We start from the raw sequence: 11,897 nt of genomic DNA, 5'->3' as shown, positions 1-11,897 counted from the left end.
GAAAACGCTTTAGTGGACGCTACCCGTGCCAACCAGCTTCCAGTTCGGATCGCGTGAAGTAACGTCACGGGCAAATGTCCAAACATCGGTAATGTCGGCGACCTTGTCCGGGTTGCCGTCGATGATCGTGCCGGCCTTGTCGCGGGTGACCGAAATCATCTGCGACACGAAGCGGACGGTGAGCTGTGCCGCCCGATCCCGCGCTTCCGCATTGACGAGTTCCGCCTTGTCGATCGAAACGAAGCGGGTCTCGGTCTTCTGCTCGCGCTTCTCGCGATCCTTGATCACGGTTTCGAAGCTCTCATACACCTCGGATGACAACAGATCCTTTAGAGAGCGGCGATCGCCATTGGCGAAAGCCAGTACGATCATCTCATAGGCGCCCTTGGCGCCGCTGATGAAATGTTGCGGATCGAACGACGAATCCTGCGCGGCAATGGCGTCCAGTCCCTGGGCCAGCGGCGTACCCGGCTCGGCGAGGCCCTTCCAGCGATCGCTCGGGGGAACCACATCTGCCGTCGGCACCAGTGGCGCCTGGTCGATCACCGTGCCCGGGATCGGAACCACGTTGTTGTCGGGTGCGCCCTGCGCGACATTGCGTGCCGTGCGATCATAGGGCGGCCGCTCATTCCCGGTGCGCTGCCCGAGGACATTGCGCAGACGCAGGAAGATGAAGACCGCCAGCGCCAGGAAGATGATGGTGTAAATGTCCACGTCGCATTCGCTTTCTGATTCTCACGCAGGCAATTAGGTCCGGCGGTAGAGCGTTCGCCCCGTGAGGGACGGTCGAGATTACCTCATGGATTAAGTCCGCAGCATGTAGGCCCAAAACTGTGCCCAGCCAATGGCGCGCTTTGGCATGAAAGGCCATGCCGGAGGAAACAGGCCAAGGAAACCGGACAGGCCGATGCTCTCACCCGTTTGCCACCTTCGAATTGTAGCCGGTTTTGGCCGCGAGGGGAAATCCGATGATGCCCGGAAATCGCGCATATTCAATAATTTAGACGGCACCCTAATGTACCGTCCGGGGGACGGCTTTTGATGGCCCGGCCGGCCGCACCAGCCTGGAGCCCAGCGGAACGCCCGATCGCGGCCCCAGAGTCATCCTTGTGGAATGAGGCGGGGCTATGATAGCCACTCGCCCCGACAGAGGCCTATTCGCCGTTTGAGCGAATTCGGAAGCCAAACCGGTCCCTGCTCGCTTGAAAACGCTCCAGGAGAGATTTCGATGACCAACGGCAACGGCGCGACCCCCGAGGCAGCCCCTCCCCCCCAGTTGAACGTGCTGGCGCAGTATACCAAGGACCTGTCGTTCGAAAACCCGAACGCGCCGGCCTCGCTGGGGCCGCAGGCGCAGCAGCCCGCGATCAATATCCAGATCAACGTCAACGCCAACAACGTCGGCGAAAATGAATATGAAGTATCACTTCTGGTCGAAGGCAAGGCCGAGAATGCCGGCAAGGTGCTGTTCAGCTTCGACCTCACCTATGCCGGCGTTTTCCGCATCGTCAACGTGCCGCAGGAAAACCTGCACCCGATGATCATGATCGAATGCCCGCGGCTGTTGTTCCCATTCGCGCGCGAAATCATCGCGACCTCGGTCCGCGATGGCGGCTTCCCGCCGCTGATGCTCGATCCAGTCGATTTCGTCGGCCTGTACCGCCAGAACATCGCACGGCAAGCCGCCGCGGCGGAGGCGGCCCAGATCAAGCCAAGCTAACGGCAGCCTAAAAGCTCAAACGCCCAAAGCCCGGTCTGATTCAATCAGAACCGGGCTCTGGATTCTTCTTTTGACGCGTTTTCTTGACGCGAACCGGCATCCACTTCGCTCGAAAACGCTATAGAAAATCATTCCAGATCGGCTTGTCGCCCAGCGTGGCGACAAAGGCCCGGTGCGCGGCGCGATCCTCATCCGAGATTCGCGGCGCCAGCGGCTCGGTCCGCTGCCGGCGCGGCATTTCGCCTACGCCGCCGGAGCGGCTGTCGCGAACTTCCGCCGCCAGGATCAGCTGCGACTGCCGTGCGCCGATCAGGTCGATATAGACCTCGGCGAGCAGCTCGGAGTCCAGCAACGCGCCGTGCTTGGTGCGGCGGGAATTATCAATCGCATAGCGCGAACAGAGATCGTCGAGACGGTTCGAGACGCCTGGGTGCTTGCGCCGCGCCAGCAACAGCGTATCGACCAGTCGCTCGCGTGAAATCGCCGGCTGCTTGATGCGCTCGAGCTCGGCGTTGATGAAGCCGATATCGAACGAGGCGTTGTGGATTACCAGCGGCGCGTCGCCGATGAATTCCAGGAAACCCTCCACGACCGCTGAAAACAGCGGCTTGTCGGCCAGGAACTCGCCCGATAGCCCGTGCACATCGAAGGCTTCCTTCGGCATGTCGCGTTCGGGGTTTATGTAGACGTGATAGGTCTGGCCGGTCGGCATCCGGTTGAAGATCTCGACGCAGCCGATTTCGACCAGCCGATCGCCGCGCAGCGGGTCAAGGCCCGTGGTCTCGGTATCGAGAACGATTTCACGCATCAGTCAGAACCGGAAGAAACCTTGAGGATGCGGCGAATCAGGCTCGCCGTCGCGGCATCTTAGCAGCCTCGTCCAGGATGTCCCGGATTCGTGCGCGCACCGGCTCGAGCCCGTCCGATGTATCCACGACAAAATCCGCGCGCTTGCGCTTTTCGGCGTCGGGCAGTTGTCGCGCCAGAATGGCATCGAGCTTTTCAGCCGTCATGTTGTCGCGCGCAAGAATCCGCTGGCGCTGAATGTCGGGCGACGTCGTCACCACCACCACCGCATCGACGCGCTTTTCGCCGCCGGTCTCGAACAACAACGGAACGTCCACCACCGCAACCGGCGCGCCGGATTGCTCGGCATCGCGCAAGAACTTTTGATGATAGGCGCCGAGCATCGGATGAACGACCTGCTCAAGCCGTTTGATCGCGGCGGCATCGTGCAGCACCCGGGCCGACAATTTTGTGCGATCGACCTTGCCGTCCACGGTGGTGCCTGGAAACGCCGCCTCGATCGCCGGCGCCGCCTCGCCCTCGTAGATCAGGTGAACGGTTGCATCGGCGTCGTAAACCGGGACGCCGGCCTCAGTGAACAGCTTTGCGGTGGTCGATTTCCCCATCCCGATCGAGCCGGTCAACCCCAGAATAATCATCGCACCGTACCCATTCGCATCGATCTCTATATCGCAAGCAGGCCTTCGCCGCGCAGGAACGCCAGCAACGGCAGCAGCGGCAGACCCAGAATGGTGAAATGATCACCTTCGATGCGTTCGAACAAGTGGATGCCGAGCCCTTCGAGCTGATAGGCGCCAACGCTGGTCGTCACGGCCTCGCCGGCTTCATCGAGATAGGTCTCGATCTCTGCCTCGCGCAACGGCCGCATGGCCATGCGCGCGATGGCAACCGTTTCAAACACGATCTTGCCGTCGCATGCGACAGCAACGGCAGAATGCAGTTCATGGCTGTTGCCGGCTAGGCTTTGCAGTTGCTCCGCGGCCTGCGCGCGGCCGGACGGTTTGCTGAAGAGCCGTTTTCCCAACGCCAGCGTTTGATCCGCGCCGACGACAATCCTGTCGGGGTGATGCGAGGAAACCCACAGCGCTTTTTCGCGGGCCAGCAGCGAGGCAATTTCGCCCGGCGCCGAAAGGCCGGAGGCCCGCTGAATCTCCCGCTCATCTATGTCGGCCGGTATAGCCTCGAAAGCGATGCCCGCATTGGCCAGCAGCGCCTGCCGCGCACGGCTTTGCGAGGCGAGTATCAACGGATGCTTTCCGCGCCAGATCGTCATCGCCGGATGATCATTCCGAAAGTTGCTGACGTTGCCGATCGGCCAGCAATTTCATGATCGCAGCCGAGGTTTCCTCGATCGATCGCCGCGTCACATCGAGCAGCGCCCAGTTGAACTTGGCGCTCAGCCGTCGCGCGAACGCGACTTCATCCGTCACCGACTGGCGATCGATATAGTCGTCATTGCCGGATCCGGCGCCGATGCTCAACAGTCGGTTCTGACGGATCTGGATCAGCCGTTCCGGTGTCGCATGCAAGCTGACCACCAGCGGCTTTTTCAAATTCTCCAGTTGATGCGGGATCGCAATACCCGGCACCAGCGGAACGTTGGCGGTGCGTACGCCACGGTTGGCAAGATAAATCGACGTCGGCGTCTTCGACGTGCGGGATACGCCGACCAGCACCACATCGGCCTCTTCGAGGCCTTCGACATGCTGCCCGTCATCGTGAATCATGGAGTAGTTCAGCGCGTCGATCCGCCTGAAATATTCGGCGTTCAAGGTGTGCTGCGCGCCGACGCGGCCAGTCGTCGCCGCACCAAGATAGGCCTGAAACAATTGCATCACCGGCCCGATGATCGAAAGGCTCGGGATGTTGATTTCCTTGCACTTGGCTTCGAGCCGCGCCACCAGGTCCTTCTCGAGCAAGGTGAACAGCACGATCCCGGGCGCTTCCTCGATCTCGTCAAGCACACGATCGAGCTGCTTCTGGCTGCGCACCAACGGATAGACATGTTCGACCGGCGTCACGTTGGCATACTGCGCGGCCACCGCGCGCGCCACCGTGATCAGCGTCTCGCCGGTCGAATCGGAAACCAGATGAAGGTGAAAATAATTGCCGGTCGTGGGCACGGGGAACCCTGTGTATCCTGTGAATCTCTGTGGAGCTTATCCGCTCGAATCGGGGTCGGGTCGATGGTTCCGGGATAACCCGGCTTTTTCTTCACAGGGCTCCCGTCCGGCATAACTTATCCGACGGTTGCGATGATAGTGGGGTTATGTGGATTTGTCTCTTCATAAACCGGCCATCGAACGGCACAAGCGCTTGAAGCCAGTAGCGTAATTCGCGTGACTACAATTGCTGCCCGAGTTGTTGATGAATGTGCACAAGACAGGAGAATTCCGGGACAGAATTTTATGAGTCAAATCCACGGCTACTTAGACTCAAACTTAAGATTCTAATAATATTGTTTTAGAAAAGGGCTGCTTGCGGATATGTCTCCGTTCGAACCAAGTCACGGTTGCCGGCAACGCTGAAACTGGCTGAAACGTTCCAGCCTCGTGGCGACTGGTGATCGATCGAACGAGTGAGGCGTCCCGCGGTGTACGAATGGATCAAGGCCCTGCACGTCATTGCCGTCATCGCGTGGATGGCGGGAATGCTCTATCTGCCACGGCTGTTTGTCTACCATTGCGAGGCCGAGGCCGGATCGAAGCAGTCCGAGACGTTCAAGGTGATGGAACGCCGGTTGCTGAAGGCGATTATCAATCCCGCGATGATCGTGACCTGGCTGGCAGGGCTTTACCTCGCCTGGTCGGGTCATTGGTTCTCCGCCGGCTGGTTGCACGGAAAACTTTTGCTGGTGCTGCTGTTGTCGGGGGTCCACGGCTTTTTTGCCCGCTGCGTGAAGGATTTCGCTGCCGATCGAAATCCGCGAAGCCAGAGATTCTATCGTCTTATCAATGAGGTACCGACCGTATTGATGATCGGAATCGTGATTTTGGTGGTCGTGAAGCCGTTTTGATGGAGGGGATTCTCGACAAAGCGGGTGATCTTCGCTTTGGACCTCCTTGCAGAGCGCAGTGCGGTTTTCTATATTGGTCAAGTCCCACCCCACGCAGGCGGATGTGGTTGTGCTTCGGCTTCGTTGTTGAGCCGGCCATCACGTCAGGTTTGAAGCCTCACCCGGCAATTTCCTAGCTTAGACCTGCGGACCTTCCTGATCTTGCGTCCGCATTTCCTTCAAGCCACCTCGCACCCCCTCCCTTCGCTACTCCACAGGACCACCCCAATGCGGGAAATAAAACTTCAAGACCTCAAATCCCAGACGCCGGCCGAGCTCGTCACGTTTGCGGAGGAAAAAGGGGTCGAAAACGCCAGCACCATGCGCAAGCAGGAGCTGATGTTCGCCATTCTCAAGCAACTCGCGATCCAGGAAACCGACATCATCGGCGAGGGCGTCGTCGAGGTTCTCTCCGACGGTTTTGGATTTCTACGTTCGCCGGACGCCAATTATCTGCCGGGTCCGGATGACATCTACGTCTCGCCGTCGCAGATCCGCCGCTTCGGCCTGCGCACCGGCGATACCATCGAAGGCCATATTCGCAGCCCGAAGGAAGGCGAACGCTATTTCGCGCTGCTGAAGGTCAATACGCTGAATTTCGAAGACCCGGAAAAGTCCAAGCACAAGGTCAATTTCGACAATTTGACGCCGTTGTTTCCGGATCAGCGCTTCCGGCTCGAACTCGAAGACCCCACGCGAAAAGACTTATCTGCAAGGGTTATCGACATCGTGGCCCCGATCGGCAAGGGCCAGCGCGCCCTGATCGTGGCGCCGCCGCGCACCGGTAAAACCGTGCTGATGCAGAACATCGCGCACTCGATTACCGCCAATCATCCCGAATGCTATTTGATCGTGTTGTTGATCGACGAGCGGCCGGAAGAAGTCACCGACATGCAGCGTTCGGTGAAGGGCGAGGTAGTCTCATCGACCTTCGACGAGCCCGCCGTGCGTCACGTCCAGGTCGCCGAGATGGTGATTGAGAAGGCCAAGCGGCTGGTTGAACACGGCCGTGACGTCGTGATCCTGCTGGACTCGATTACCCGCCTGGGACGTGCCTACAACACCGTGGTGCCATCATCCGGCAAGGTGCTGACCGGCGGCGTCGACGCCAATGCGTTGCAGCGGCCGAAGCGCTTCTTTGGCGCCGCGCGCAACATCGAGGAGGGCGGTTCGCTGACCATCATCGCCACCGCGCTGGTCGATACCGGCAGCCGAATGGACGAGGTGATCTTCGAAGAATTCAAGGGCACCGGTAACTCCGAATTGATCCTGGACCGCAAGGTCTCGGACAAGCGGACCTTCCCGGCGATCGACATCTCGCGGTCCGGTACCCGCAAGGAAGAGCTCATCACCGATCCGCAGCTTTTGAAGAAAATGTACGTGCTGCGCCGAATCCTCAATCCGATGGGCACGATGGATGCGATCGACTTCCTGCTCGACAAGCTGCGCAACACCAAGAACAACTCGGAATTCTTCGATTCGATGAATACCTGAGCTGGCCCTGACGGTCCTAAATACCGTCTCGGCTCAAAAAGGGCGCCCTGGCACACGCTGGGCGCCTTTTTCATGTTGCGGGCTTTGCTGCGGCATCGATGCAGCATGGCCGAATCGGGAGTGAAGAGGCCCGCTCCGATAAGTAATTGGGAATGTTTGAATTTTGACCGATTGGCTAAAGGTTATCGCTGAGCGACGTCTGTGGTCGCGGCAAAATGCTGCGGAAATGCTGCACCTATTGTGCGACGCACAATGATCGGCGTAAGCGCCGAAATTTCGTGATCTGGAAATGTTTGCCTGTTGGCAAAGGCGGGCGCAAATAGGCCATGCACCCACGGGAACAGACCATTTTTGCGCTTTCGTCTGGCCGCGCGCCGAGCGCGATCGCCGTCGTCCGGATGTCGGGTCCGCTAGCCGCTGCCGTGCTCAGCGCGCTAGCCGGCAAAATCCCGCCGCCGCGCATGGCGGCGAGGGTGCTGCTTCACGGCTTGGACGGGCAGCCGATCGACGATTCGGTGGTGCTGTGGTTTCCGGGGCCCGCGAGTGCCACCGGCGAGAACGTCGCCGAGTTCCACGTCCATGGCGGGCGCGCGGTGCTGGCTTCCTTGTTCACAGGGTTCGCAGACTTCGAGGACGTGCGCGCCGCGGAGCCCGGCGAGTTCACCCGGCGTGCCTTCGAGAACGGCAAGCTCGATCTCACCGAGGCGGAAGGTCTCGACGATCTGATCCATGCCGACACCGACCGGCAGCGGCGCCAGGCCTTGCGTCAGTTGAAGGGATTGCTGGGCGACAGAGCCCGCGACTGGCGCGCCAGGATCATCGAAGCCTCCGCGCTGATCGAGGCGGGAATAGATTTTTCCGACGAGGGCGATGTGTCGGCCGAATTGATCGCGCCGGCGCGGGCGAAGCTCGTGGCGTTGTCGGAAGAAATTGCGGAAGTGCTTGCGGCGCAGGGCAAAGCCGAACGGCTGCGCGACGGGCTCGTGGTTGCTATTGCCGGTCCGCCGAATGTCGGCAAATCGACCTTGATCAATCAGCTGGCGCGGCGGGAGGTGGCGATCGTCTCGCCCCATGCCGGCACCACGCGCGATGTGATCGAAGTGCAGCTCGACCTCGACGGCTATCCGGTGACGGTGATCGACACCGCGGGGATTCGCGAAACCGGCGATCCGGTGGAGCAGGAGGGCGTGCGCCGGGCCCGCGCGCGCGCGGCGGAGGCGGATCTCGTGCTGTGGCTGGTCGACGCGCCAGGCGCGGCGCCGGGGCACGAAGCCGCGACGCCGGTATGGACGGTGCGCAACAAGATCGATCTCGACCCGGAACAATCGGACACTGATTTCGAGATATCGGCGGACCGGGGCGACGGTATCCCGGCGCTGATTTCCGCGCTGGTGGTTTTCGCGCAGGATTTCTTTGGCCCCGAGGAGGGCGGTTTGATCATCCGCGACCGGCAAAGAAATTTGCTGCAGCAAACAGCCGCTTCGTTGCAGCGCAGCATTTTGATGCTGGAGCAGAGCGAGGAACTGGCCGCGGAGGATTTGCGCGCCGCGGCCTATGCGCTGGGGCGGCTGCTCGGCCGGGTTGATGTCGAAGACATTTTGGGTGTCATCTTCCAGCAGTTCTGTATAGGTAAGTAATATTTTTTGTTCATTTCTTAATTCATTTCTAGGTGTTGTTTCACGTGAAACAACTGATATCGTGGCGAGCTTCTTTGCATGGGGTTGTTTCACGTAAAAATATTTCGCGTTGCCGTGGGCCTCGCTGGCGGTAAACGCTGTTTCACGTGAAACATTGTCTTTGCAAAATTCCGACTTCCTGACGCAATCGTCTCCGGCTAGAAGTCTGCGATGATTTCAACCGCAACATCCTTCGACGTCATCGTCATCGGCGGCGGCCATGCCGGCTGCGAGGCCGCAAGTGCGGCGGCGCGGATGGGCGCCCGCACCGCGCTGGTGACGCATCGATTCGCGACCATCGGGGCGATGTCCTGTAACCCCGCCATTGGCGGGCTCGGCAAGGGCCATCTGGTCCGCGAGGTCGATGCGCTTGACGGATTGATGGGCCGGGTTGCGGATGCCGGGGGCATCCAGTTTCGCATGCTCAACCGGCGCAAGGGACCGGCGGTCCGCGGACCCCGTGCCCAGGCGGACCGCAAGCTCTACGCCCAGGCGATGCAGGCCGCGATCGAGGCGACCGCCAACCTTCTGGTGATCGAGGGCGAGGCCGACGACCTGATGATCTCGAACGGCCGGGTCGTGGGTGTTCGCCTGGCCGATGGCCGCGAATTGCCCGCCGGTGCGGTCGTGATCACGACCGGGACCTTTTTGCGTGGGCTGATCCATCTTGGCGAGGACAATTGGCCTGCCGGCCGGGTCGGCGAGGCGCCGGCGCTGGGCCTCTCCGCCTCGTTCGAACGCGCCGGCTTTACGCTCGGACGGTTGAAGACCGGTACGCCGCCGCGGCTCGACGGCCGCACCATCGACTGGTCCGCGGTCGAGATGCAGCCCGGCGACGATCCGCCGGAGCCGTTTTCGGTGATGACCGATCGGATCACGACGCCGCAGATCCAATGCGGCATCACCCGGACCACACCCGCCACCCATGACGTGATCCGGGCCAACGTGCATCGCTCGCCGATGTATTCCGGACAGATCAAGAGCAGCGGGCCGCGCTATTGTCCGTCGATCGAGGACAAGATCGTCCGCTTTGGCGATCGCGACGGCCATCAGATCTTCCTGGAGCCGGAAGGTCTCGACGACAGCACGGTCTATCCGAACGGCATCTCGACCTCGCTTCCGGAGGAGGTGCAGTTGGCGATCCTGGCGACCATCCCCGGCCTGGAGCAGGTTCGGATGGTACGGCCGGGATACGCCATTGAATACGACCATATCGATCCGCGCGAGCTTGATCCGACCTTGCAGACCAAGCGCTTGCCTGGACTGTTCCTGGCCGGCCAGATCAACGGCACCACCGGCTATGAAGAGGCCGCGGCGCAGGGAATTGTTGCGGGCTTGAACGCAGCATTGTCGACCGGAGCGGCCGATCCGATCGTATTCGACCGCGCCGATGGCTATCTCGGGGTGATGATCGACGATCTGGTGACCCGCGGCATCACCGAGCCGTACCGGATGTTCACCTCGCGGGCCGAATACCGGCTGACCCTGCGCGCGGATAATGCCGATCAACGCCTGACGGACAAGGGTATCGCGCTGGGGTGCGTGGGGAACGCGCGTTCGCTGCGCCATCGCGGCAAGATGGCGGCGCTCAATGCGGCAAAGTCGCTGGCAAAAGGGCTGGCGATCACCCCGAATGAGGCCGCCAAACACGGTTTGGCGCTCAACCGGGACGGCCATCGCCGCTCGGCCTTTGAACTACTGGCCTATCCGGAGATCGGATGGACCCAACTGCGCGGTATCTGGCCGGAGCTATCGGCCATTGACCCATCGATCGCGGTCCATCTTGAGATCGACGCCAAATACGACGTCTATCTGAAGCGCCAGACCGCCGATGTCGATGCCTTCCGTCGCGATGAGGGGCTGGTCCTGACCGATATCAACTACGCCGATGTGCCGGGGCTCTCCAACGAGGCGCGCGCGAAACTGGAGAAGGCACGACCGCGCACGGTAGGGCAGGCCGGCCGGCTCGATGGTCTGACGCCGGCTGCCCTGGGTATCCTGGCCGCCTATTTGCGCCGGGAAGCCCGGCGGAAGCTGTCTAAGGCGACGGCGTAGGGTGTTTCACGTGAAACAGGGACCGGAGCTTTCACGAACAGCGAAGGCCCAGAGATACCCGGCTCCACGTTTCACGTGAAACACCCGTAGGATGGGTTGAGCATAGCGATACCCATCATGTACGTCACGGGGGCGGCTCGATGGGTATCGCTACGCTCAACCCATCCTACGATTCCTGAAAGAGCAGCCAAGAGGCGTCCTGTTCGTCATTGCGAGCGAAGCGAAGCAATCCAGCCCTTTCCCTTGGATTGCTTCGCTTCGCTCGCAATGACCGGCGCAGAGAGACCCGCTCGGCGGCCTTCATTTTGAGTCCGACTCTCAGGAGATCCGTCAATTCAGGCTGGGAGACTCACTGAGACCCACTTAATCTCAAGGTGACAACTTAATCTGGTAGATCGATGTCCAAGGCGCCCAACCACAACAACTCTCCCGTGCTTCCGTCCGATAAAGCGGCGGCGCTGAAACTGACGCCCGTTTCACGTGAAACAGAGGCGCGGCTGGATCGCTATGTCGATCTGCTGCTGCAATGGCAGGCCAAGACCAACCTGGTGGCGGCCTCGACACTTCCACATCTGTGGACGCGGCATATCTCGGATTCGCTGCAACTGCTGGCGCTCGCCCCGAGCGCGAAGCTTTGGGCCGACTTCGGCAGCGGCGGTGGCTTTCCCGGCGTGGTGCTGGCTTGCGCGCTGGCTGATATTCCCGGCGCGATGATCCATCTGGTCGAGCGCAATTCCAAGAAGGGCGCGTTTCTACGCGAGGCCTTACGGGTTACCAACGCGCCAGGCACACTTCACCTGGCGGATATCGGGGATAGTGTGGATAGCGCGATAGGCAACGTCGATTGCGTCACCGCCCGGGCGGTGGCTCCGCTACATCAACTGGTCGGTTTCGCTGAGCCGCTGGTCAAACGGGGTGCAAAAGCCTTGTTTCTCAAGGGCCAAGATGTAGAGGCGGAATTGACGGAAGCTACTAAATATTGGAATATCAAGCCACATCTGCATTCCAGCCGCACCGGCGGACACGGCTGGATCGTTGAGCTCGATCGGATCGAGCCGCGCTAGTCGTCTCCCAGAGCACATGGCGTACC

At 60.8% G+C, this 11,897-nt stretch carries 11 protein-coding genes; 6 read left to right on the top strand and 5 right to left on the bottom strand.

The features are described 5' to 3' along the window. Positions 1–9 precede the first annotated feature (9 nt). Positions 10–714 (bottom strand): Tim44/TimA family putative adaptor protein, encoded by a 705-nt coding sequence (locus GSQ88_RS08075; protein WP_159006907.1) that lies wholly within the window; start codon positions 712–714, stop codon positions 10–12. Positions 715–1,228: 514 nt separating this feature from the next. Between GSQ88_RS08075 and secB the strand changes: the two genes are divergently transcribed. Next, positions 1,229–1,720, top strand: coding sequence for a protein-export chaperone SecB (secB, locus tag GSQ88_RS08070; protein ID WP_159006905.1), 492 nt, complete (start codon positions 1,229–1,231; stop codon positions 1,718–1,720). Positions 1,721–1,838: 118 nt separating this feature from the next. Here the strand turns inward: secB and dnaQ are convergent, their stop codons facing one another. The 4 genes from dnaQ to GSQ88_RS08050 are packed head-to-tail and all read right to left on the bottom strand — an operon-like array spanning position 1,839 to position 4,650. After that, positions 1,839–2,528 carry a DNA polymerase III subunit epsilon gene (gene dnaQ, locus GSQ88_RS08065; RefSeq protein WP_159006904.1) on the bottom strand — a complete coding sequence of 230 codons (690 nt, stop codon included), beginning with the start codon at positions 2,526–2,528 and terminating at the stop codon, positions 1,839–1,841. Positions 2,529–2,565: 37 nt separating this feature from the next. Further along, positions 2,566–3,165 (bottom strand): dephospho-CoA kinase, encoded by a 600-nt coding sequence (coaE, locus tag GSQ88_RS08060; RefSeq protein ID WP_159006902.1) that lies wholly within the window; start codon positions 3,163–3,165, stop codon positions 2,566–2,568. Positions 3,166–3,191: 26 nt separating this feature from the next. Next, positions 3,192–3,800 (bottom strand): Maf family nucleotide pyrophosphatase, encoded by a 609-nt coding sequence (locus GSQ88_RS08055; RefSeq protein WP_159006900.1) that lies wholly within the window; start codon positions 3,798–3,800, stop codon positions 3,192–3,194. Positions 3,801–3,810: 10 nt separating this feature from the next. Then, the gene (locus tag GSQ88_RS08050; protein WP_159006898.1) at positions 3,811–4,650 is read right to left on the bottom strand and encodes a pyruvate, water dikinase regulatory protein; all 840 of its coding nucleotides are present in this window, start codon (positions 4,648–4,650) and stop codon (positions 3,811–3,813) included. 470 nt (positions 4,651–5,120) lie between these two features. On the opposite strand from GSQ88_RS08050, the gene hemJ reads away from it, so the two are divergent. The 5 genes from hemJ (at position 5,121) to rsmG (ending at position 11,871) form a co-directional block, all read left to right on the top strand. Beyond that, complete coding sequence (gene hemJ, locus GSQ88_RS08045; protein WP_159006896.1) at positions 5,121–5,543, top strand: protoporphyrinogen oxidase HemJ; 423 nt, start codon at positions 5,121–5,123, stop codon at positions 5,541–5,543. Between the two features lie 267 nt (positions 5,544–5,810). Then, a complete protein-coding gene (gene rho, locus GSQ88_RS08040) occupies positions 5,811–7,076 on the top strand; it encodes a transcription termination factor Rho (protein ID WP_159006894.1) in 1,266 nt (421 codons plus the stop codon). A gap of 326 nt (positions 7,077–7,402) precedes the next feature. Continuing rightward, positions 7,403–8,713, top strand: a complete 1,311-nt coding sequence (gene mnmE / locus GSQ88_RS08035) for a tRNA uridine-5-carboxymethylaminomethyl(34) synthesis GTPase MnmE (RefSeq protein WP_159006892.1) — start codon at positions 7,403–7,405, stop codon at positions 8,711–8,713. A gap of 210 nt (positions 8,714–8,923) precedes the next feature. After that, positions 8,924–10,807, top strand: a complete 1,884-nt coding sequence (gene mnmG, locus GSQ88_RS08030) for a tRNA uridine-5-carboxymethylaminomethyl(34) synthesis enzyme MnmG (RefSeq protein WP_159006890.1) — start codon at positions 8,924–8,926, stop codon at positions 10,805–10,807. A gap of 398 nt (positions 10,808–11,205) precedes the next feature. Continuing rightward, complete coding sequence (rsmG, locus tag GSQ88_RS08025) at positions 11,206–11,871, top strand: 16S rRNA (guanine(527)-N(7))-methyltransferase RsmG (RefSeq protein ID WP_159006888.1); 666 nt, start codon at positions 11,206–11,208, stop codon at positions 11,869–11,871. Positions 11,872–11,897 lie beyond the last annotated feature (26 nt).

It is taken from the genome of Bradyrhizobium sp. S69 (assembly GCF_009766005.1).
GTDB lineage: Bacteria > Pseudomonadota > Alphaproteobacteria > Rhizobiales > Xanthobacteraceae > Bradyrhizobium.
Note: the sequence above shows the minus strand (reverse complement) of the source record. Positions and strands in the feature narration are given on the sequence as shown.

Bases quoted from the DNA above. Each gene is read 5' to 3' on its own strand.
- rho (WP_159006894.1), top strand. From the start codon at position 5,811: ATGCGGGAAATAAAACTTCAAGACCTCAAATCCCAGACGCCGGCCGAG.
- mnmE (WP_159006892.1), top strand. From the start codon at position 7,403: ATGCACCCACGGGAACAGACCATTTTTGCGCTTTCGTCTGGCCGCGCG.
- mnmG (WP_159006890.1), top strand. From the start codon at position 8,924: ATGATTTCAACCGCAACATCCTTCGACGTCATCGTCATCGGCGGCGGC.
- GSQ88_RS08055 (WP_159006900.1), bottom strand. From the start codon at position 3,800: ATGACGATCTGGCGCGGAAAGCATCCGTTGATACTCGCCTCGCAAAGC.
- dnaQ (WP_159006904.1), bottom strand. From the start codon at position 2,528: ATGCGTGAAATCGTTCTCGATACCGAGACCACGGGCCTTGACCCGCTG.
- coaE (WP_159006902.1), bottom strand. From the start codon at position 3,165: ATGATTATTCTGGGGTTGACCGGCTCGATCGGGATGGGGAAATCGACC.
- secB (WP_159006905.1), top strand. From the start codon at position 1,229: ATGACCAACGGCAACGGCGCGACCCCCGAGGCAGCCCCTCCCCCCCAG.
- rsmG (WP_159006888.1), top strand. From the start codon at position 11,206: ATGTCCAAGGCGCCCAACCACAACAACTCTCCCGTGCTTCCGTCCGAT.